The following is a 22,102-nucleotide window of genomic DNA, read 5'->3' as shown; positions in this document are numbered from 1 at the left end:
CCGACTTACGACAAATCAACAAGTTATGCCATGGATTTGCGCAGTAAAGGCAGCCGCATCGGACCGCCTTGGAAACCGCCGGATGTTATCACAATCGCCGCCACGCACCTATCCCCCTGATGGGCATGGAGCATAGTTAGTTGACCGGTGACAGCCTGATAAGGCACCTGAGAAGCTCAGAGGCCAAATTCGTACCCGTGCAGGTGGTTTTTACTGACTTGGCCGTCGCCCAGGGAAGCAATAATCGAGCGCTTCCCTGCCACCACATCAATGCAAGCGCTTGCGGCACATCAATTGCGCCATCTTGGCGCTGTCCGGACGCTCCACAATGCCCTTTTCCGTGACGATGGCATCGATCAGATCGGCCGGCGTGACATCGAACACCGGATTGAAGGCCTCGACCTGCGCCCCGACAGGCGTGCCGCCGAGTTCCAGCAGTTCGCTTGCCTCACGCTCTTCAAGGGTGATGTCCTCGCCACTGGCCAGGCTCATGTCGATGCTCGAGCTGGCGGCCACCACCATGAAGCGCACACCGTGGTGCATGGCATTGACCGCCAGCTGGTAGGTGCCGATCTTGCTCGCTATATCGCCATTGGCGGTGATTCGGTCGGCGCCGACGACCACCCAGGTCACGCCCTTGGTCTTCATGATGTGCGCGGCAGCGGCGTCGGCATTCAGGATCACCGGAATGCCTTCGTTGGCCAGCTCCCAGGCAGTCAGCCGCGAACCCTGCAACCAGGGCCGGGTTTCATCGACATACACACGCTCCACCATGCCTTCCAGCCAGGCGCCGCGAACCACTCCCAGCGCCGTGCCGAAACCGCCAGTGGCCAGGGCACCGGTATTGCAATGAGTCAACAGCGCCTGCGGATTGCCCTGATGCCGACGGATCAGGTCCACGCCCAGTTGCGCCATGGTCAGGTTGGCCTCGCGATCGCTCTCATGGATCGCCAGCGCCTCGGCTTCCAGGGCAGCCAGCGGATCGGCATGCTCCTTGACCCGCTCCAGGCGCTCGCGCATGCGATTCAGGGCCCAGAACAGATTGACCGCCGTAGGACGCGAGCCCACCAGCAAGGCAAAGTCCTCCTCCAGGGCTGCGACCCAGTCGCCACCAGCGGCGAAACGCATCCGCGCCGCCAGGACCACGGCATAGGCGGCACTGATGCCAATGGCTGGGGCTCCGCGCACCACCATCGAACGAATGGACTCGGCCACCTCGGCAGCACTGTGATGGGCGATCCAGGTTTCCTCGAAGGGCAGAGCCCGCTGATCGAGCAGATACAGAGCGCTATCTCGCCAATCAATGGCCTTGACCTTCTCCGCAGCCAACAGACGATCGCGCATCCCTCACCCCGCACTCATGAACAAAAGCCGCCGATTATAGCGATCCCCCTGCCAGGACGCTCGGGTATACTTCGCCATCCTTTATATAAAGCTCTGGACCGATATTCGATGCCGAACCATCACGCTGCGCTTGACCTGCTGCTGCTACCGACCTGGTTGGTACCGGTGGAGCCAGCCGGCGTTGCCCTCAAGGATCATGGCCTGGGAATCCGCGATGGCCGCATCGCCTTCATCGGCCCGCGGGCCGACGCCCTGAAGTACCCGGCCAGCGAAATCCGCGAGTTGCCCGACATGTTGCTGGGCCCGGGCCTGATCAACGCCCACGGGCATGCGGCCATGACCCTGTTTCGCGGGCTGGCCGATGACCTGCCGCTGATGACCTGGCTGGAGAACCACATCTGGCCCGCCGAAGCCAAGTGGGTGGACGAGGCCTTTGTCCGGGACGGCACGGACCTGGCCATCGCCGAACAGATCAAGGGCGGCATCACTTGCTTCTCCGACATGTATTTCTTCCCCAAGGTCGCCAGCGAGCGGGTCCACAACAGCGGCATCCGCGCGCAGATCGCCCTGCCGATCCTCGATTTCCCGATCCCCGGCGCCCACGACGCCGACGAGGCCATCCGCCAGGGCGTGGAGCTGTTCGGCGAACTCAAGCATCACCCACGGATCAAGATCACTTTCGGCCCTCATGCACCCTACACCGTCGGCGACGAAAACCTGGAAAAAATTCGGATGATCGCCGAAGAACTCGACGCCTCGATCCATATGCATGTGCATGAAACAGCCTTCGAGGTGCAGCAGTCCCTGGAGCAGCGCGGCGAACGGCCGCTGGCTCGCCTGGCCAGGCTAGGCCTGCTGGGCCCGCGCTTCCAGGCCGTTCATATGACCCAAATCAGCGATGACGACCTGGCTTTACTGGTAGAAACCAACACCAGCGTCATTCACTGTCCGGAATCCAACCTGAAACTGGCCAGCGGCTTCTGTCCGGTGGAGCGACTGTGGCAGGCCGGGATCAATGTTGCCGTGGGCACCGATGGCGCGGCCAGCAACAACGATCTGGACCTGCTGGGCGAAACCCGCACCGCGGCCCTGCTGGCCAAGGCCGTGGCCGGCTCGGCAACCGCGCTGGACGCCCACCGCGCCTTGCGCATGGCCACCCTCAATGGCGCCAGGGCCATGGGCCTGGAGAATGAAGTCGGCTCCCTGGAAATCGGCAAGGCCGCGGACCTGGCGGCCTTCGACCTTTCTGGGTTGGCCCAGCAACCGATTTACGATCCAGTGTCGCAATTGATCTATGCCAGCGGCCGGGACTGTGTGAAGCACCTGTGGGTTGCCGGCAAGCAGTTGCTCGATGACCGCCGCCTGACCCGCATGGATGAACAGCAGCTTGGCGAAACCGCCCGCGGCTGGGGCCGGCGCATCAGCGGCCACACCCAATAACCCGGGCCTTGAGCAGCAGCTTGAGGCCCTACAGAGAATTCTTTAGCTTTGGAGCATTACCCATGAGCAACGTCGACCACGCTGAAATCGCCAAGTTCGAAGCCCTGGCCCACCGCTGGTGGGACCGCGAAAGCGAGTTCAAACCCCTGCACGACATCAACCCGCTGCGGGTCAACTGGATCGACGAGCGCGTCGGCCTGGCAGGCAAGAAGGTACTCGACGTTGGCTGTGGCGGCGGCATCCTCAGCGAGGCCATGGCTCAACGTGGCGCCACCGTGACCGGCATCGACATGGGTGAAGCCCCCCTGGCCGTGGCGCAGTTGCACCAGCTGGAGTCGGGCGTGAACGTCGAGTACCGGCAGATCACCGCCGAGGCCCTGGCCGAGGAAATGCCCCAGCAGTTCGACGTCGTCACCTGCCTGGAAATGCTCGAGCACGTCCCGGATCCTTCGTCGGTGATTCGCGCCTGCTTCCGCATGGTCAAGCCCGGCGGCCAGGTGTTCTTCTCCACCATCAACCGCAACCCGAAGGCCTATCTGTTCGCCATCATCGGCGCGGAATACATCATGAAGCTGCTGCCTCGCGGCACCCATGACTTCAAGAAGTTCATCCGCCCTTCGGAGCTCGGCGCCTGGAGCCGTTCCGCCGGCCTGACCGTCAAGGACATCATCGGCCTGACCTACAACCCGCTGACCAAGCACTACAAGCTGGCATCGGACGTGGACGTCAACTACATGATCCAGACCCTGCGAGAGGAGTGAGACATGGCCATCAGAGCCGTTCTTTTCGATATGGATGGCACCCTGCTCGACACCGCACCGGACTTTATCGCGGTCTGCCAGGGGATGCGCCGTGACCGCGGCCTGCCACCGATCGCCGACCAGCACATTCGCGACGAAATCTCCGGCGGTGCCCGAGCCATGGTGGCCGTGACCTTTTCCATGGACCCCGAGTCCCCGGGCTTCGAGGAATTGCGCCTGGAGTTTCTCGAGCGCTACCTGGCGCACTGCGCAGTGCACAGCCGGCTCTTCGACGGCATGGCCGAGTTGCTGGCCGATATCGAGAAAGCCAACCTGGTCTGGGGCGTGGTGACCAACAAGCCGCTGCGCTTCGCCGAGCCGATCATGCAGCAGTTGGGGCTGGCCGAGCGCTCGGCGCTGCTGATCTGCCCCGACCACGTGAAGCGCAGCAAGCCCGATCCCGAGCCGTTGATCCTGGCATGCAAGATGCTCGACCTGGATCCGTCCACCGTGCTGTTCGTCGGTGATGACCTGCGAGACATCGAATCCGGCCGCGATGCCGGCACCAAGACCGCCGCCGTGACCTATGGCTACATCCATCCGGATGACAACCCCCGCCATTGGGGCGCCGACGTAGTGGTCAGCCATCCGCTGGAACTGCGCCAGGTGCTGGATAACGCATTGTGCAGCTGCTGAGCCGCGGGATTTCCGGCTGACTGCCGGGAACGATCCAATTTCTGTTGAGGCCTTTTATGTTTGATTACTCCGCTCGCCCTGAATTGCTCAAGGACCGGGTCATCCTGGTCACCGGCGCTGGCCGCGGCATTGGTGCCGCCGCCGCCAAGACCTTCGCCGCCCATGGCGCCACCGTGCTCCTGCTGGGCAAGACCGAAGCCAACCTGAGCGAGGTGTACGACGCCATCGAAGCCGCCGGACACCCGCAGCCCGCAGTGATCCCGTTCAACCTGGAAACTGCCCTGCCGCACCAGTACGACGAGCTGGCAGCGATGATCGAAACCGAATTCGGCCACCTCGACGGCCTGCTGCACAATGCCTCGATCATTGGCCCCCGCACACCGCTGGAGCAGCTGTCCGGGGAAAACTTCATGCGGGTGATGCAAGTCAACGTCAACGCCATGTTCATGCTGACCAGCACCCTGCTGCCGCTGCTCAAACTGTCCCAGGACGCCTCGGTGGTCTTCACCTCCAGCAGCGTCGGACGCAAGGGCCGCGCCTATTGGGGGGCCTATGGCGTGTCCAAGTTCGCCACCGAAGGCCTGATGCAAACCCTGGCCGACGAACTGGACAGCGTGGCTCCGGTTCGCGCCAACAGCATCAACCCCGGCGCCACCCGCACCAGCATGCGAGCCCAGGCCTACCCGGGTGAGAACCCCAGCAACAACCCGGCACCGGAAGACATCATGCCGGTCTATCTGTACCTGATGGGCCCGGACAGTGCTGGAATCAACGGCCAGGCCTTCGACGCTCAATAAACAGCCTCCCGTTCGTCGCGACGGAATACCGTCGCGACACCTCCGCGCCATTCGCCACTCCTGGATTTGCTGCCAAACAAATGTCATTGGTCGGCAGAAGAGTTTCTGTGAAAAATCCAACCAATTGAATTAGAACAACTTTTATCGTGATGAACCGAATGGCACGAGTTTCGCTCTAAAAACACTCAATACACAGTGCATTGACACTGTGAAAAACGGCATGCGCCGAGGGCTTTAAGGCCAAAGGCGAAGCGGCATAAAATAGGCGCGAAAGTCCTAAGGGGCTGATGGAACAGTACGACGCGCAGCTCTGAGCCGCTCTCACCCAGGCAGTAAGTCCGTACACAGTGCCCAGGGGGCTCACGCTCAGATGAAAACACCGACCCAGACCAACGCAATTGACTTTGACAGCGCCAAATTGCAACGCCTGGGCTTTGGCCAGCAGTCACCGCTGATCAGGCAGCCCGTCAGCCTCGGACAATTGCGTCAGCAACTGGGGCTGCAGTTGCAGACCAGCCTTGAGCCGCAACGTATCCTCGGCCTGTTCTTTCGTGAAGTGCAGCGCCTGGTCCCCCTCGACGCCCTGCATTACCGCCATGCCCCCAGCGACCTGCGCCTGGAATTCGGCCAGCGCGGCCATCACTCCATCAGCTACAGCCTCAGCCATGAAGGCGAACCCATGGGCGAGCTGATTTTCCGCCGCAACCAACGCTTCAGCGACACCGAACAGGGTTACCTGGAATCACTGCTGTCGACCTTGCTGTACCCGATGCGCAATGCCCTGCTGTACCGCGCCGCGACCCGCAGCGCCCTGCGGGACCCGCTGACCGATACTGGCAATCGCATTGCCATGGACCAGACCCTGCAGCGGGAAATCGAAATGGCTCGCCGCCACTTGTTGCCGTTGTCGCTGCTGATGCTGGACATCGATCACTTCAAGCGCATCAACGATAGCCACGGCCACAGCACCGGCGATGAAGTGCTCAAGGCCGTTGCTGCCGCGATCAAGGGGCAACTGCGCAATGTGGACATGGTGTTTCGCTATGGCGGGGAAGAGTTCCTGATCCTGCTCTCCAATACCGGACGCGACGCTGCGGCAATGGTGGGGGAGCGCCTGCGCCATGCTGCCCAGGCAAACGAGTACTGGGCCGATGGCGACCTGATCGAACTCACCGTAAGCCTGGGCTGCTCGACCTTGTTGCCAGGAGAGTCGGCTGAGAGCCTGTTGCGACGCGCTGACAGTGCGCTGTACGTGGCCAAGCGCGAAGGACGCAATCGCCTGGCAATGGCGGGCTGAGCACAGAACCGCGCCCACCATGCCCGTCACTCACGGGCCATCCCATCACCACAAGCGCTTGCCGCTTGTGGCAATCCCCCCGGTACAACCCCGGCCTAGCCCTCTGCCAGCGCCAGGCGCTCGCGGGTAACCGTGGTTTTTTCCTGCTGCATGCAACGCTCAAGGAACAGGTACATGTAGTCATAGCTCTTGCAGATGGCCTGGCGCAGTTCAACCTGCAGGGCTTTGCTCGGGTTCAACCCCGCCAGGGTGACGATGATTTCCAGCGCTTCCCAGGGGTGGGCATCATCGTACTGGGCGTGCATCTTCAGCCATTTCATGGCGCGCTTGCGGTCTTCCTCTGGGAACGCCGCAGCATAGATCCCGTTGGAGCAGACCAGGGCCGACCATTCGCCCGTCGCCCCTTCGATGGCGTAGTTGGTGGCAGCAATGGCCACGATCAGCGAATCCGCTGAACTGGTGTGCCAGCACCAGTGGCTCAGTGCATGCAGCTCGGGCGGCACTTGCTGGGCTTGCAGGTCCTCCAGGGTCACGCCGTGGGCCCGACTCCAATGCACCCAGTAATCGGCGTGATTGAGCTCGACGCGGATATTGCGCATCAGCCAACGGCGCGCCATGTCTTCGCCTGGGTGGCGGGCAAAACGGGTCTTGGTCAGGTTCTGTGCCATGTACAGGGCAAACTGCTCAACCACCGGCCAGCCGCCGATCAGGTACTGGCGCATGACTTTGGCGCTGAGCTTGTTATCACGCATGCGCTGGTACAGCTCATGCTCCACCACACGGCGCTTGCTCTCGCTGCAGTCCTGAATCAATTGCTGGGTCCAGGCGGGATAGCTGGCAGCTTCCATGAGCGGGCCGGTTCGGCTGAATGTGTCGATCACTGTCGGGCTCCTTTTGATTGTGATGTGCGGATCCAAAAGAGGTTTCAACGGAACGTGCCGGGCGCCTTGAACAGCAGGGGCTGTGGCCGTACAGGTCGACACTGCAAGCTGTCACAGGTGAACAATTGCGGGCGTTCAATTATGTAGCCTTGAGCATAATCCACGCCGATTTCGAGCAATGCCTGCTCGATCTGCGGTGTTTCAACAAACTCGGCAATCGTGCGCTTACCCATGACATGCCCGATGTGGTTGATGACCTCGACCATGGCGCGGTTAATCGGGTCGTCCAGCATATCCTTTACGAAACTTCCATCGATCTTGAGGAAGTCTACAGGCAAATGTTTGAGATAAGCGAACGACGACATTCCCGCGCAAAAGTCGTCCAGAGAGAAGTGACAACCTAAACCCTTGAGTTCATTTATAAAACGGATCGCGCTGCCCAAATTGGCAATTGCACTGGTTTCAGTAATTTCAAAACAGATCATCTTCGGCGGCACGCCATAGGCGACAAACTGCTCCCGCAGGAAGTCGAGAAACTCATCATCACCGATGGTGATGCCGGACAGGTTGATCGCGCACATGGCCATTGGCCCTTCGCGGCCTTCGGCGATGCACTGGGCAACGATCTTGAATACGTTCTGCACCACCCAGCGATCCAGGGAGGTCATCAGGCCATAACGCTCCGCCGCCGGAATGAAGCTGTCCGGCAAGATCATCCGACCGGCCTCGTCATGCAGCCGCAGAAGGATCTCTACATGCCCGCCGTCACGCTCGACATGCCCCAGGGCGGTGATTTCCTGGGAATACAGGCAGAAACGATTCTCCTCCAGGGCCATGTGCAGGCGCTGGACCCAGGCCATTTCGCCGAAACGCAGGGAAAGCTCAGAGTCGTCGGCATGGTAGACCTGAACCCGGTTGCGCCCCTTCTCCTTGGCCATGTAGCAGGCCATATCCGCTGCCCGCAGCGACGCTTCGAGGGTGGTCGGGGTATGGGCTATGTGTACCAGGCCAATACTCACGGTGGTCACGAAGGGCCGCCCCTTCCAGACAAAATGCAGGTTCTGCACGGTCTGGCGCAGCCCCTCGGCAATCTTCTCCGCAGCCTCGGGCGAGCAGTTCTCCAGGAGAATGCCGAACTCGTCCCCGCCCAGTCGGGCCAGTGTGTCGCTTTCGCGCAGGCCCGATTGCAGCAGCGCACAGATATGGCGCAGCAATTCATCACCGGCAGCATGCCCGCAGGTGTCGTTGACCAGCTTGAACTGATCGAGATCGAGGAACATCAGTGCATGCCTGGCCGGCTGACGAGCCAACCCATTCAGGGCCTGCTCAAGGCGGAACTCGAATTCCCGACGGTTGGCCAGGCCGGTCAGCGCATCATGGGTCGCCTGCCAGGAAAGATTGGCGATGTACTGCCGCTCCTGGGTCATGTCATGCAGCACCAGTACCGTCCCGCTGACTTTCCCGGCATTGCGGATCGGTGCCCCCACCAGGGTCACCGAAACCGTACTGCCGTCCAGGCGCTGGATCAGCTTGGAATGCTCGCTGCCCCCGCTGAGCTCACCGTTGAGAATGTGCTCGATCAGGGTAAAGCCGTCGGCCTGGGCATTTTCATCCAGCAGGTTGAACAAGGCCGCCAGGGGCAACCCCACCGCCTGCTCGGCCTTCCAGCGGGTCAGCTCTTCCGCGGCCGGGTTCATGTAGGCAATGGCGCCTTCGACGTCCGTGGTGATCACCCCGTCGCCGATGGACTGCAAGGTGATCTGCGCCCGCTCCTTCTCCAGTTGCAGGGCATCGGCAAAGGCATGGCGCTGGGCGAGCAACTTGTGGGTGCGCAGCAACGCCAGGGCAATCAGGATCAGCGCGGTGGCGAGGTTGGTGATCAGCAGCAACCGCAGGATGACCCGCGAACCTTCGCCCAGGGCATCGCTGAACGCCTTGGCGGCTGGAGTGACACCGTCGTTGATGGCAAAGATCTCGCTCTTCCAGCGCTGCAGATCGGCCTCGCTGGCGCTGTTGCTGCTGATCCCCTGATGCATCTCCCGAGCCACGGTGTCGAGCTGCAGCAAGTAGCTGTCACCCACGGTCCAGCGATCGATCGCCTTCTCCAGGTAGCTGAAGTGACGAAAATTGAGGTAGAGCCAGATCAGGCTGGAAACATCGTCGGGATGATTGCCCCCCTTGAGGATGCCCAGGCGCGCAGCCTCCAGGTCCGGTGGCTGGCTGTCCAGGGCTACCCGCAGCTCATGCCCGCCCTGGGGCACTGCTATTGCGTTCTGATACTTGAGGAAAGTGCCTTCGTCGCGGCTGTCGGCATAGAGATTGAGGTAGTAGATGGCGTCTTTCTGGCCTTTGGACCACAGGCTTTCACCGGCAACATAACCACGCACCGCCGAGAGTACGTACAGGCTGAGGCCACCTAACAGCGCTTGAAATAACACCACGGCGATAAAGGGCCAGACGATGCCCAACAACCGCGGCGTTGTGAAAGTCCGCTTTTGCTTCATGAGGGTCCTTGCTTGCGCACTGCCAAATAAACACCCAGTAGTTCCGCCTCAGACAGCAGAGATTAGGCTAATTTCCACGGGTCGGGCGCCGGGCGAACAGCCGCCGGATCAGCCCTCCAGGAACAAACGGCCGCCCTCTCGCGCCAAACGGTTTTTGTCCCAGGAAATTCAAGCACTAAGCACAGAAAGCCGGACAAAACTCAAGACTATCGAACCTGCTGCAAATGCCCGTAAAGCTTGGCGTAAAGCCCGCCGTCAGCAATCAGCTGCTGGTGGTCGCCATCTTCGGCAATCTGCCCGCCATCGAACACCAAAACCCGGTCGGCCTGTTTTACCGCCGAGAGTCGATGAGCAATGATCAGCGTAGTGCGCCCCTGCAGGAAACGGGTCAGCGCCTGATGCAGGTTGTATTCGGTGGCGGCGTCCAGGGCGGACGTGGCCTCGTCGAGAATCACCACTTTGGGCTCGGCCAACACCATGCGCGCAATGGCCAGGCGCTGGCGCTGGCCGCCTGACAGACGTACGCCGGAACGACCGACCACACTGTCCAGCCCCTGGGGCAAGGCACGTACGGTCGCGTCCAGTTGGGCGATTTCCAGGGCCTGCCAGCAGGCAGTGTCGCTGCGTTCGCGCCCCATGGTCAGGTTGGCGCGGATGGTGTCATTGAACAACGCAGGGTGCTGCAGCACCACGGCGACGTTTTCCCGCACGGTCTCCAGGCCGATCTCCTGCTGGGTCGAGCCGCCAAACCGGATCGTGCCGGACTGCGGCGTGTACAACCCCAGCAACAACTGCACCAGAGTGCTTTTGCCGCCGCCGCTGGCCCCGACGATCGCCACCTTCTCGCCCGGGGCAATGGACAGGTTCATGTTGTCGAGCACCCGCTCGTCGCCATAGCCGAAGCTCAGGCCACGGACCTCGATACCGACGGTTTCCCGGCCGAGGAACGGGTCCACGCCGCCTTGGTATTGCGGTTCATCGGCACGCGCCAGCAACTCGTTGATCCGGGTCAGGGCCCCGCCCGCCGCGTAATAGGCGTATTGCAGGTTCAGCAGCTGCTCCACCGGGCCGATCATGAACCACAGGTAGCTGAACACTGCCAGCATCTGGCCGATGGACAGGTCGGAGAACAGCACCGTGAGCATCGCTGCGGCGCGAAAGATGTCGATGCCGAACTGGAACAGCAGGCCACTGGCCCGGCCCGAGGCGTCGCTTTTCCACTGCGAGGCCACCGCGTAGTCACGGACTTCCTCGGCGCGCCGGCCCAGGCGACCGAGGAAAAACCCCTGGCGATTACCGGCACGAATTTCCTGGATAGCCTCCAGGGTTTCGGTCAGGGCCTGGGTAAAGCGCGAGGTGCTGTCATTTTCCAGCTTCTTCAGGTGCTTGACCCGCTTGCCCAGCTGCACCGTGGCAAAGATCACCAGCGGGTTGAACAGCAGGATCAGCAAGGCCAGCTTCCAGTGCATCCACATCAGGATCCCGGCCGTGCCTACCAGGGTCAGCATCGCCACCAGGAAACGACTGAGGGTTTCACCGACGAACTTGTCCAGGGTGTCCAGGTCGGTGACCAGGTGCGTGGTGACCGTGCCCCCACCCAGGCTTTCGTACTCGCCAAGGGAAATGCGTTTGAGCCGCTCGATCAGGCGCACACGAATGCGATAGACGATGTCCTTGGCCAGGCCGGCGAACAGCCGGGCCTGGACCACGTTGAACACCAGGGCCGAGCACCGCAGGATCAGGGTCACCAGGAGCATCAGCCCGATATAGCCGGCAGCGCTTTGCCAGCCTGCCGGCAGAAAGCGATTCATCACCTGCAGCGCCGCATCGCCATGCCCCAGCAACACTTCGTCCACCAGCAAGGGCAGCAACAGCGGAATCGGCACACTGCACAAGGTCGCCAGCACCGCTACGCCGTTGGCAATCCACAGGGCTTTCTTGTGATGAAGGGCCAGGCGGCGGATTTCCGCCCAGCTCAGGCGATCGACAATCTTGGCAGGCGCACCTGAATCGACCGGCTCAGGCACAGGCGGCGCGCTCCAGCCAGCGCCCCAGCAGTGGCGACAACTCATCCAACGGTTGGTAGCCGTTGGTCAACAACGCCAACTGGCCATTGCGTTCTGCCAGCAAGGTGGGGAACCCGGCAATCCCCAGGTCCTGGACCCAGGTGAAGTCCGCGGCCGTGGCCGCATGCTGCTCGGCACGGTCGAACGCCTCGGCGAATTCGATGCGCGGCACCCCGGCCTGCTCTGCCAACTCCACCAGCACACTGGCCAGGGTGACGTCGCGACCTTCGACGTAGAACGCCCGCTGGATCAGCCCCAGCAGCTTCCACGCACAATCGGGCGCCAGGCCGCGGGCGGTGACAATCGCCCGGCAAGCCGGCTCGGTGTCATAGACAAAGCCATCGGGCAAGGCGCCTTCGAAATTGAACGGCTGGCCGGTGGCCTGATGCACCGCCTGCCAGTGCTCGAGAATATAGCGTCGGGTGTTAGGCTCCAGCGCCGCGCCACTGCCGGTGCGCAAGCCTCCCACCACCAGGTGCAGCTCGACCCCGGCGGCCTGGGCCTGCTCCGCCAGAGCCTGGGCCACGGGGGCGAACCCCCAGCACCATGAACACATCGGGTCCATCACATAGAGCAGGCGGGCAGACATGGCTCAAGCCTCGGAAGATGATTGCTTGTAGTTGAAACCAATCGGGTGCGGCATGTTGCGGGCCTTGGCCAACTCGATCTGCTTCTGGCGGTCGATGGCACTGCGACGGGTCTTTTCGCTCAATTTGTCCCAACAATGGGGACAACTGATACCCGGCACGTAGTGCTCGGATGCACGATCCTCGACACTCACCGGAGTGCGGCAGGCATGACATTGATCGTAGTCGCCTTCGCTCAGGTCGTGGCGAACAGTGACGCGGTTATCGAACACAAAGCAGTCGCCCTGCCATTTGCTCTCTTGCTGCGGCACCTCTTCGAGGTACTTGAGGATGCCACCCTTGAGGTGAAACACCTCGTCGAAGCCTTCGCTGAGCATGTAGCTCGAAGCCTTCTCGCAACGGATGCCGCCGGTGCAGAACATCGCCACTTTCTTGTGCTTGCTCGGGTCGAAATGGGCCTTGATGTAGTCCGGGAACTCGCGAAAGCTGGTGGTTTTCGGGTCGATCGCACCTTCGAAGGTGCCGATGGACACCTCATAGTCGTTACGAGTATCGATCAACAGCACTTCCGGGTCGCTGATCAGGGCATTCCAGTCCTGGGGCTCGACGTAGGTCCCGACCTTCTTGTTGGGGTCGACGCCGGGCACGCCCAGGGTCACGATCTCTTTTTTCAGCTTGACCTTGGTGCGGTAGAAGGGCTGCTCGTCGCAGTACGACTCTTTATGGTCGATGTCGACCATGCGCGCATCGTTTTTCAACCAGGCCAGCAGGCCATCGATGCCTTCACGTGTGCCGGACACGGTGCCGTTGATGCCTTCTTCGGCGATCAGCAAGGTGCCCTTGATGCCGTTGTCGAGCATCGCCTGCAACAGGGGCTCGCGCAGGCTGACGTAATCTTCGAGGGTGACGAACTTATACAGTGCCGCCACGACAATGGGTTGTGTCATGGGTAATCTCCAGGTGGCTACCCTCGCAAAGGGTGAACCGGATGCAAAAAAACGCGCCGGCATAAGCGGCGCGTTGCGATTGTAACAGGAAGGCAGCTTCCAGCTCCAAGCTTCAAGCGGCAAGCCGAACACCAAGGAGTGTTACGGCCAGCCACGGGCGACTACTAGTGCCCACCTCCGGCGCAGGTCGGCGAGGCCGGGGCCGCACCGATCTTCGACCACTCTTGCGGTGTATAGGTGTGCAGCGCCAAGGCATGGAACTGGCTCATCAGCTCACCCAGGGTGGCGTAGACCTTCTGATGGCGCTTGACGCTGTTGAGGCCTTCGAACTGCTCGCTGACCAGCACCGCCTTGTAGTGGGTTTCCTGGCCACGGCTGTGCATGTGGCTTTCATCCAGCACTTGCAGGTGCTCGGGCTGCAACGCCCCCAGCGCCGATTCGATACGTTGTTGCATGGTCATTGCAGGCTCCGCTTACTTCTTCTTCGCAGGTGCTGCTTTAGGCTCGAGCTCGGCGGTCATGTCGGCCAGCAGCTTGTTCACCACAGGTACTGCACTTTCCAGCTTGCCCTGGGTCATCTGCGCCGATTGCTGGGTCAGCTGGGGCATTTTCTCCAGGACTTTCTTGCCCAGTGGCGACTGGTAGAAGGCGACCAAGTCCTTGAGCTCGGACTCGCTGAAATTGCTGGTGTAGAGCTTGACCATGTCCGGTTTCAGCTTGTTCCAGCCAATGGCCTGGTCCAGGGCGGCGTTGGCCTTGGCCTGGTAGGTTTCCAGCAGGGCACGCTTGGATTCCGGGGCCTTGGTCTGCTCGAAACGCTGGGCGAACATTTGCTGCACTTGCATGTACACCGGAGTACCGAGCTTGTCCGCATGGGCCAGGGTCAGGAAGGCCTCGGCACTGGCGTTGTGGCTGGCGGTATCGGCAAGAACCTGGCCGCTGGCACATACCAGAACAACCGCGGTACAGATGGCACGAAAACGGGTCATCGAGTTTCCTTTATCTAGCAGGCGAGGTAGAACCCCAAGGGCGCCCATTCTGCGCCTATTAATCCGCGTCCCTCAACCCCACCCCCGGACACCTCGCGGTTTTGCCCGCCCCCCCGGGGAAATATCCCCTTCAGGGAACCCCTGCCCCGGATCACGGCCTAAACTGGCCAGTCAGACTTGGAGGATTGCCACGATGAATCGAATCGAAACCGACAGCCTGGGCCAGGTTGAAGTCCCGGAAGAAGCCTATTGGGGTGCACAGACCCAACGCTCGCTGGTCAACTTCGCCATCGGCAACGAGCGCATGCCCCTGTCGGTGCTGCATGCCCTGGCACTGATCAAGAAGGCCGCCGCCCGGGTCAACGACCGTAATGGCGATGTGCCCGCCGATATCGCCCGGCTGATCGAACAAGCCGCCGATGAAGTCCTGGCAGGCGAACATGACGATCAGTTTCCCCTGGTGGTGTGGCAAACCGGCAGCGGCACCCAGAGCAACATGAACGTCAACGAAGTGCTTGCCGGGCGCGCCAATGAACTGGCGGGCAACCCCCGGGGCGGCAAGACCCCGGTGCACCCCAACGACCACGTCAACCGCTCGCAGAGCTCCAACGACTGTTTCCCCACCGCCATGCACATTGCTGCGGCCCAGGCCGTGCAATTCCAGCTGTTGCCGGCCATCACCGAACTGTCCGGCGGACTGGCGGAACTGGCGGCTCGGCACATGAAGCTGGTGAAGACCGGGCGCACCCACATGATGGACGCCACCCCCATCACCTTCGGCCAGGAGGTATCGGCCTTCATCACTCAGCTGGCGTACGCCGAGCGGGCCATTCGCAGCGCCCTGCCAGCGGTGTGTGAACTGGCCCAGGGCGGGACCGCGGTGGGGACCGGGCTGAACTCGCCCCACGGCTTCGGCGAGGCAATCGCCGCCGAACTGGCCGCCCTTTCCGGCCTGCCGTTCGTCACCGCGCCGAACAAGTTCGCCGCCCTGGCCGGTCATGAGCCCCTGACCACCCTGTCCGGTGCCCTGAAGACCCTCGCGGTGAGCCTGATGAAAATCGCCAACGACCTGCGCCTGCTGGGCTCGGGCCCAAGGGCCGGGCTGGCGGAGGTGCGCCTGCCGGCCAACGAACCTGGCAGTTCGATCATGCCCGGCAAGGTCAACCCGACCCAATGCGAAGCCTTGTCGATGCTTGCCTGCCAGGTCATGGGCAACGACGTGACCATAGGTTTCGCCGCCAGCCAGGGCCACCTGCAGTTGAACGTGTACAAGCCGGTGATCATTCACAACCTGCTGCAATCGATCCGCCTGTTGGCCGATGGCTGCAGCAACTTCCAGCAGCATTGCATTGCCGGACTGGAACCTGACCCGGTGCAGATGGCCGAGCACCTGGAGCGAGGCCTGATGTTGGTGACCGCGCTCAACACCCATATCGGCTACGACAAGGCCGCCGAGATCGCCAAGAAGGCCTACGCCGAGAACCTGACCCTGCGCGAGGCCGCGCTGGAATTGGGCTACCTGACCGACGAGCAGTTCGATGCCTGGGTCCGCCCGGAGAACATGCTGGAGGCCGGAAAGCAGAGTTGAGGCGACCGTGTCTCGCCGGCAGCCATTGCCTGCACAGTGACAGCGCTTGTGCAGGAGCCGGTTTGCCAGAGCCTCTCAACCCACCGCAATACGCTGGCGCCGGGCCTTGAGCCCGGCCATCAGCGAGGGGCCCAACGCGGTCAGCGCCGAGCCCAGCACCACCAGCAACGCCCCGCCATAGCCCAGGCCATTGATCTCTTCAGCCTGCACATATTCCGGCCACGCCCAGGCTGCCCAAGCCACTGCGGCAAAGGTCACCAGCGGCGTGATCGCCAGGGTCGCACTGACCCGCGACGCCTCCCAATGGGCCAGGGCCTCGGCAAAGGCGCCATAGGCAACCAGGGTATTGAGGCAGCAGGCGAGCAACAGCCAAGCCTGCAATGGGCTCAACTGCAACGCTTCCATCGGATGCACCCAAGGAGTCAGCAGCAGTGCGCAGGACAGGTAGATCACCATCATCACCTGCAAGGAATTCCATGCGCTCAACAGCTGCTTCTGACCCAGGGCATAAAAGGTCCAGACCGCCGATGCGGCCAGGATGGTCAAGACTCCGGCGGTGTAGTCACTGAGGGATGTCAGCAGTTCGGTCAGGCGCTGATTGAAGAACAGCCCGAAGCCGATCAACAGCACCAGCAGCCCAAGCCCCTGCCCCAGGCTAAAGCGCTCCTTGAACACGAACACACTGGCGACCAGCAGCAGGATCGGCCCCATCTGCACCACCAGTTGCGCAGTGCCAGGGCTCAGCAGGTTAAGGCCCATCAGGTACAGCACATAGTTGCCCACCAGCCCGCAGACCGCGATCGGCACCAGCCAGATGCCTTTGGGGCCGAGCAGGCGCCAGCGGGGCAAGCGCCCCACTGCCGTCAGGTAGAGCAACAGGCAGCCGCCGGACACCATCAGGCGAAACCAGGTCACGGTGACCGGGTCCATCACCAGCAGCACTTGCTTGAGCTTGATCGGCAGGATGCCCCACAGCAACGCGGTCAGTAAGGCGAGAAACAGGCCATAAACCCAGCGACCGGATGAAACGTGCATGCGAACCCCACAATGCTTGACCTGCGAGGTGCGCATTCTATGCCTGCCGTCGGGGCCGACACAGGGACAGTTGGCGACGAAGCGCAATCAGGATTGTGCAGGTCGCAAACGCCACCGCCGGTCCCGCGCAGGAACCGGCCATGGCGCCTGCCGATCAACCTAGCGCACGGCCTCGAACAACCCCGTTGCTCCCATGCCGCCGCCCACGCACATGGTGACGATGCCGTAGCGCAGATTGCGCCGTTGCAACTCACGCACCAGGTGCCCCACCTGGCGCGAACCGGTCATGCCGAACGGGTGGCCGATGGAGATCGAGCCACCGTTGACGTTGTACCTGGCGTTGTCGATTTCCAGGCGATCGCGGGCGTACAGGCACTGGGAAGCAAAAGCCTCGTTGAGCTCCCACAGGTCGATATCAGCGACGCGCAGGCCCTTGGCCTTGAGCAGCTTGGGCACCGAGAACACCGGGCCGATGCCCATCTCGTCCGGCTCGCAGCCGGCCACGGTAAAACCGCGGAAAAAAGCCTTGGGCCTGAGCCCCAGGGCCAGCGCCCGCTCCAGGCTCATCACCAGGGTCATGGAGGCGCCATCGGACAACTGTGAAGAGTTGCCCGCCGTGACCGAACCGTCGTCGGCGAACACCGGCTTGAGGGCCGCGAGGTTCTCCAGGGTGGTGTCGGGGCGGTTGCAGTCATCACGATCCACCACGCCATCGAGTATCTGCACCTGCCCGGTGTTCTTGTCCTCGACCTTGTACTTGACCGTCATCGGCACGATTTCGTCATTGAACAGGCCGGCCGCCTGGGCCTGGGCAGTGCGTTGCTGGCTCTGCAGGGAATAGCGGTCCTGGGCCTCGCGACTGACGTTGTAACGGCGCGCCACCACCTCGGCGGTCTGGCCCATGGGAAAGTAGATGCCCGGCACCTGCTCCTTGAGCAACGGGTTGATCAGGTGGTCGGTATTGACGCTCTTCATGGTCAGGCTGATGGACTCGACGCCACCGGCAACGATGATGTCGCTGCAGCCGGAGGCAATCTGGTTGGCGGCGATGGCGATCGCCTGCAGCCCTGACGAACAGAAGCGGTTGAGGGTCATGCCCGCGGTCCCGGTGCCCAGTTGCGAGAGCACCGCCACGTTGCGACCGATATTGAAGCCCTGGGCGCCCTCATTGGAGCCGGCGCCGACGATGCAGTCCTCGACACTGGCCGGGTCGATACCGTTGCGGCTCAGCAGCGCATTGACGCAGTGAGCGGCCATGTCATCCGGACGGGTCTGGTTGAACTTGCCGCGAAAGGACTTGGCCAGGCCGGTCCGTACGCTGTCGACGATCACCACTTCACGCATGACGCACCTCGTTGTTGTTGTCGGCTGGAAGAGCATCGAGCATAGATGCCTCCGCTCCCCGGCCGCGACAATCATTCACTGGGCGTATGCGCGACCATCGACCTACTTCTTGGCTTTCTTGTCGTGCTTGTCGGATCGCTCGAACGCGGCCTCCAGGGCCCGGTTGATGGTACGCAGGACCTTGACCCGGGCCCAGCGCTTGTCATTAGCCTCCACCAGGGTCCAGGGCGCTACTTCGGTGCTGGTGCGATCCACCATGTCGCCGACAGCGGCGCGGTAGTCGTCCCACTTGTCGCGGTTGCGCCAGTCGTCCTCGGTGATCTTGAAGCGCTTGAAGGGAATTTCCTCCCGAGCCTGGAAACGCTCCAGCTGCGTGTCCTTGTCGATGGCCAGCCAGAACTTCACCACGATCACCCGGGCATCGGCCAACTGCTCCTCGAAATCGTTGATCTCGCTGTAGGCTCGCAGCCAGTCGGCGGGGCTGCAGAACCCCTCGATCCGCTCCACCAGCACCCGGCCGTACCAGGAGCGATCGAAGATGGTGAACTTGCCGCGGGCCGGGATATGCCGCCAGAACCGCCAGAGATAAGGCTGCGCGCGCTCTTCTTCAGTGGGCGCGGCAATTGGCACGATGCTGTACTGGCGCGGGTCCAGCGCGGCCGCGACCCGGCGAATGGCACCGCCTTTGCCCGCCGCATCGTTGCCTTCGAAGACCGCCACCAGGGCATGCTTGCGCATGCGCTTGTCCCGCAGCAGGCCGGCCAGGCGCGCCTGCTCGGTGATCAACTGCTCCTCATAGTCGTCCTTGTCCAGGTGCTGGGTCATGTCCAGGCTGTCCAGCAGGCTGAGTTGGTCCACGGCCGTCGGCAGCGGCGCGGCGCTGACCTGGGCAGGCTTCAAGGGCTGGCGGTTGAGCGCGCTCTGCAAGCCTTCCAGCAGGATCCGCCCCACGGTGAGGCTGCGGTAATGCGGATCGACCCCTTCGATCACGTGCCAGGGGGCATAGTCACGGCTGGTCCGGCGCAGCACCCGCTCGCCGTATTTGACGAACTTGTCGTAGGTTTCCGATTGCTGCCAGTCCAGCGGGCTGATGCGCCAGCTGTGCAGGGGGTCGTCCTGCAAGGCCTTGAGCCGGGCCTTCATCTGTTTCTTGGACAGGTGAAACCAGAACTTGAAGATCAGCGCGCCTTCATCGCAAAGCATCTTCTCCAGGCGCTCGGCGCCATTGATCGCCTGGTCCAGCCGCGGGTCCTTGATCTCGCCATGTACTCGGCTCTGCAGCATCTGGCTGTACCAGTTGCCGAAGAACACCCCCATGCGGCCCTTGGCCGGGAGCATCCGCCAGTAGCGCCAGGCCGGTGGCCGCGACAGTTCTTCATCGGTCTGCTGGTCGAAGGTGCGCACCTCGATCAAGCGCGGGTCCATCCATTCGTTGAGCAGCTTGACCGTCTCGCCCTTGCCTGCGCCCTCGATCCCGTTGATCAGCACGATCACCGGAAAGCTGGCCTTCTGGCGCAGCTCGAACTGGGCTTCGAGCAAGGCCTCGCGCAGCGCCGGCACCTCGGCATCGTAGGTTTCTTTGTCGATGGCGTGACCGATTTCAGCGGATTCGAACATGGGTTGCTCCCTTCCAAGAATTTTCCAAGACTAGCGGATCGACCTCGGCCAGGGAAAACAAATCCCCGAACCTGCGGCGCCTTGCCATGGATCAAGCGCTGGCGGCGCGATCGGCTAGAATGGCCGCCTTGCGCAACAAGAGCCGAACATGACCCCTGAACTGCCCCACGCCCAGCTCGACTGGGACGACCAAGGACGCCCGCGCTCGCGGGTCTTCGATGACGTGTACTTCTCCAGCGAATCGGGCCTGGATGAAACCCGTCACGTGTTCATCGAACAGAACCGCCTGCGCGAACGCTTTGCCGCCCTGGGCGCCGGCGAACGCTTTGTCATCGGTGAAACCGGCTTCGGCACCGGGCTGAACTTTCTCTGCGCCTGGCAGTTGTTCCAGCAGCAGGCTGCAGCCGGCGCCCGGCTGCATTTCGTCAGTGTGGAAAAGTACCCCTTGAGCCCCGCCGACCTGCAACGGGCCCTGGCCCTGTGGCCGGAACTGGCGAGCCTCAGCGCACCGCTGCTGGCGCAGTACGTGGCAGTGCACGGCGGCTTCCAGCGCATTGTGCTGGAAGGCGGGCGGGTGACCCTGACCCTGCTGATCGGCGATGCCCTGGAGCAACTGCCGCAACTGGACGCCCAGGTCGATGCCTGGTTTCTCGACGGGTTTGCCCCGGCCAAGAACCCCGACATGTGGACCGCGGAGCTGTTCGCCGAACTGGCGCGCCTGGCCGCGCCGGGCTCCACCCTCAGCACCTTCACCAGCACTGGCTGGGTGCGCCGGCTGCTGAACGCTGCCGGCTTCAAGATGAAGCGCACCCCGGGCATCGGCCATAAATGGGAAGTGCTGCGGGGCGAATTCCTCGGTTGGCCGGAGGACGCGCCGGCGCCGGCCAGGGCCAAACCCTGGTTCGCCCGCCCCGCGGCCCGAGAGAAAACCGCCCTGGTGATCGGCGGCGGGCTGGCCGGGTGTGCCAGCGCCGCCAGCCTGGCCGCCCGCGGCTGGCAGGTGCAGTTGCTGGAGCGTCATGCAGAGCTGGCCCAGGAAGCCTCGGGCAATCCCCAGGGCGTGCTCTACCTCAAGCTCTCGGCCCACGGCACCGCCCTGTCGCAGATGATCCTCAGTGGCTTCGGCTACACCCGGCGCCAGCTGGAGCACCTGCAGCGCGGCCTGGACTGGGATGGCTGCGGCGTGCTGCAACTGGCCTTCAATGCCAAGGAAGCCGAGCGCCAGGCGCAACTGGCCGCGGCCTTTCCCGCCGACCTGCTGCACCTGCTGGATCAGCCCCAAGCCCAGGCTCGCGCCGGTATCGGCCTGGAGCACGGCGGCCTGTTCTACCCCGAAGGTGGCTGGGTGCATCCACCGGCCCTGTGCCAATGGCAGGCCGGCCACCCGCGAATTCGGGTCCTGGCGCACCAGGAAGTCCTGGATCTGCGCCAGGTCGATGAGCAATGGCAGGCCTGGGACGGCGAACGGATGCTGGCCAGCGCGGCGGTGGTGATCCTCGCCGGTGCGGCCGAGATCAAACGCTTCCCGGCCAGCGCCGATTTGCCCCTCAAACGCATTCGCGGGCAGATCACCCGCCTGCCGCAGACCGCGCAAAGCCAGAGCCTGGCCACCGTGGTCTGCGCTGAAGGTTATGTCGCCCCGCCGCGACTGGGGGAACACACCCTGGGCGCCAGTTTCGACTTCAAGAGCCAGGACCTGACGCCCACCAGCACCGAGCACGCCGGCAACCTGGAGATGCTGCGGGAAATCTCCAGCGACCTGCTGCACCGCCTGAACGCCGAGCAACTGCCCCTGGACAGCCTGCAAGGTCGTGCGGCCTTTCGCTGCACCAGCCCGGACTACCTGCCCATCGTCGGCCCCCTGGCGGACCCGGCCACCTTCGCCGACACCTACGCCGCCCTGGGCAAGGACGCGCGCCAGGTGCCGGACCTGCCCTGCCCCTGGCTCGATGGCCTGTACATCAACAGTGGCCATGGTTCCCGCGGGCTGATCACCGCGCCGTTGTCCGGAGAGCTGCTGGCCGCCTGGCTGGAAAACGAACCCCTGCCACTGCCCCGAAGCGTGGCCGAGGCCTGCCATCCGAACCGTTTTGCCCTGCGTCGTTTGATTCGCGGCAAGGCTTGAAGCAGAGCGGCGGCGCCGACTTTTCAGCGCCGCCCATGGCAGTTGGCCAGTTACCCTGACTCCATCCAACTGTCCGGCCCCGCTGCACTACTTATAACCGATCGA

General features: G+C 62.8%; 18 protein-coding genes. 7 read left to right on the top strand and 11 right to left on the bottom strand.

Going from position 1 to position 22,102, the window contains the following annotated elements:
• Nucleotides 1–267: 267 nt before the first annotated feature.
• Entirely contained in the window at nucleotides 268–1,344 is a 1,077-nt protein-coding gene (gene mtnA, locus U873_RS0104645; RefSeq protein WP_025127122.1) for an S-methyl-5-thioribose-1-phosphate isomerase, read from the bottom strand.
• Between the two features lie 108 nt (nucleotides 1,345–1,452).
• Here mtnA and U873_RS0104640 point away from each other — a divergent pair, with 108 nt between their 5' ends.
• The 5 genes from U873_RS0104640 (at nucleotide 1,453) to U873_RS0104620 (ending at nucleotide 6,314) form a co-directional block, all read left to right on the top strand.
• Entirely contained in the window at nucleotides 1,453–2,784 is a 1,332-nt protein-coding gene (locus U873_RS0104640; RefSeq protein ID WP_025127121.1) for a TRZ/ATZ family hydrolase, read from the top strand.
• Between the two features lie 62 nt (nucleotides 2,785–2,846).
• Nucleotides 2,847–3,545 (top strand): bifunctional 2-polyprenyl-6-hydroxyphenol methylase/3-demethylubiquinol 3-O-methyltransferase UbiG, encoded by a 699-nt coding sequence (gene ubiG, locus U873_RS0104635; RefSeq protein ID WP_025127120.1) that lies wholly within the window; start codon nucleotides 2,847–2,849, stop codon nucleotides 3,543–3,545.
• A gap of 3 nt (nucleotides 3,546–3,548) precedes the next feature.
• Nucleotides 3,549–4,220, top strand: a complete 672-nt coding sequence (gene mupP / locus U873_RS0104630) for an N-acetylmuramic acid 6-phosphate phosphatase MupP (RefSeq protein WP_025127119.1) — start codon at nucleotides 3,549–3,551, stop codon at nucleotides 4,218–4,220.
• A gap of 56 nt (nucleotides 4,221–4,276) precedes the next feature.
• Nucleotides 4,277–5,017: a YciK family oxidoreductase gene (locus tag U873_RS0104625; RefSeq protein ID WP_025127118.1), complete on the top strand. Its 741-nt coding sequence runs from the start codon at nucleotides 4,277–4,279 to the stop codon at nucleotides 5,015–5,017.
• A 370-nt stretch (nucleotides 5,018–5,387) separates the two neighbouring features.
• Nucleotides 5,388–6,314: a GGDEF domain-containing protein gene (locus U873_RS0104620; protein WP_025127117.1), complete on the top strand. Its 927-nt coding sequence runs from the start codon at nucleotides 5,388–5,390 to the stop codon at nucleotides 6,312–6,314.
• A 95-nt stretch (nucleotides 6,315–6,409) separates the two neighbouring features.
• On the opposite strand, the gene U873_RS0104615 is transcribed toward U873_RS0104620, so the two are convergent.
• The 7 genes from U873_RS0104615 to U873_RS0104585 form a co-directional block, all read right to left on the bottom strand.
• Entirely contained in the window at nucleotides 6,410–7,162 is a 753-nt protein-coding gene (locus U873_RS0104615; protein ID WP_371261283.1) for a TenA family transcriptional regulator, read from the bottom strand.
• 77 nt (nucleotides 7,163–7,239) lie between these two features.
• Nucleotides 7,240–9,699: an EAL domain-containing protein gene (locus U873_RS0104610; protein WP_025127115.1), complete on the bottom strand. Its 2,460-nt coding sequence runs from the start codon at nucleotides 9,697–9,699 to the stop codon at nucleotides 7,240–7,242.
• A gap of 206 nt (nucleotides 9,700–9,905) precedes the next feature.
• Nucleotides 9,906–11,771 (bottom strand): ABC transporter ATP-binding protein, encoded by a 1,866-nt coding sequence (locus U873_RS0104605; RefSeq protein WP_371261278.1) that lies wholly within the window; start codon nucleotides 11,769–11,771, stop codon nucleotides 9,906–9,908.
• Entirely contained in the window at nucleotides 11,719–12,321 is a 603-nt protein-coding gene (locus U873_RS0104600) for a DsbA family protein (protein ID WP_177330238.1), read from the bottom strand. The genes U873_RS0104605 and U873_RS0104600 overlap by 53 nt, the downstream gene beginning before the upstream one ends.
• Before the next feature lie 36 nt (nucleotides 12,322–12,357).
• Nucleotides 12,358–13,299, bottom strand: a complete 942-nt coding sequence (locus U873_RS0104595; protein WP_025127112.1) for a rhodanese-related sulfurtransferase — start codon at nucleotides 13,297–13,299, stop codon at nucleotides 12,358–12,360.
• Between the two features lie 164 nt (nucleotides 13,300–13,463).
• On the bottom strand, nucleotides 13,464–13,760 hold the full coding sequence (locus tag U873_RS0104590; protein ID WP_025127111.1) for a BolA family transcriptional regulator: 297 nt from the start codon (nucleotides 13,758–13,760) through the stop codon (nucleotides 13,464–13,466).
• 12 nt (nucleotides 13,761–13,772) lie between these two features.
• Nucleotides 13,773–14,288, bottom strand: a complete 516-nt coding sequence (locus tag U873_RS0104585) for a DUF2059 domain-containing protein (protein WP_025127110.1) — start codon at nucleotides 14,286–14,288, stop codon at nucleotides 13,773–13,775.
• A 193-nt stretch (nucleotides 14,289–14,481) separates the two neighbouring features.
• On the opposite strand from U873_RS0104585, the gene U873_RS0104580 reads away from it, so the two are divergent.
• Nucleotides 14,482–15,876: a class II fumarate hydratase gene (locus U873_RS0104580; protein WP_025127109.1), complete on the top strand. Its 1,395-nt coding sequence runs from the start codon at nucleotides 14,482–14,484 to the stop codon at nucleotides 15,874–15,876.
• 75 nt (nucleotides 15,877–15,951) lie between these two features.
• On the opposite strand, the gene U873_RS0104575 is transcribed toward U873_RS0104580, so the two are convergent.
• From U873_RS0104575 to pap, 3 genes are all read right to left on the bottom strand, one after another.
• The gene (locus U873_RS0104575; RefSeq protein WP_025127108.1) at nucleotides 15,952–16,911 is read right to left on the bottom strand and encodes a DMT family transporter; all 960 of its coding nucleotides are present in this window, start codon (nucleotides 16,909–16,911) and stop codon (nucleotides 15,952–15,954) included.
• Between the two features lie 159 nt (nucleotides 16,912–17,070).
• Entirely contained in the window at nucleotides 17,071–18,255 is a 1,185-nt protein-coding gene (locus U873_RS0104570; RefSeq protein ID WP_025127107.1) for a thiolase family protein, read from the bottom strand.
• A gap of 102 nt (nucleotides 18,256–18,357) precedes the next feature.
• Entirely contained in the window at nucleotides 18,358–19,872 is a 1,515-nt protein-coding gene (gene pap / locus U873_RS0104565) for a polyphosphate:AMP phosphotransferase (RefSeq protein WP_025127106.1), read from the bottom strand.
• A gap of 148 nt (nucleotides 19,873–20,020) precedes the next feature.
• Between pap and mnmC the strand changes: the two genes are divergently transcribed.
• Complete coding sequence (gene mnmC, locus U873_RS0104560; RefSeq protein ID WP_025127105.1) at nucleotides 20,021–21,997, top strand: bifunctional tRNA (5-methylaminomethyl-2-thiouridine)(34)-methyltransferase MnmD/FAD-dependent 5-carboxymethylaminomethyl-2-thiouridine(34) oxidoreductase MnmC; 1,977 nt, start codon at nucleotides 20,021–20,023, stop codon at nucleotides 21,995–21,997.
• Nucleotides 21,998–22,102 lie beyond the last annotated feature (105 nt).

It is taken from the genome of Pseudomonas sp. PH1b, assembly GCF_000633395.1.
Taxonomy (GTDB): domain Bacteria; phylum Pseudomonadota; class Gammaproteobacteria; order Pseudomonadales; family Pseudomonadaceae; genus Aquipseudomonas.
Note: the sequence above shows the minus strand (reverse complement) of the source record. Positions and strands in the feature narration are given on the sequence as shown.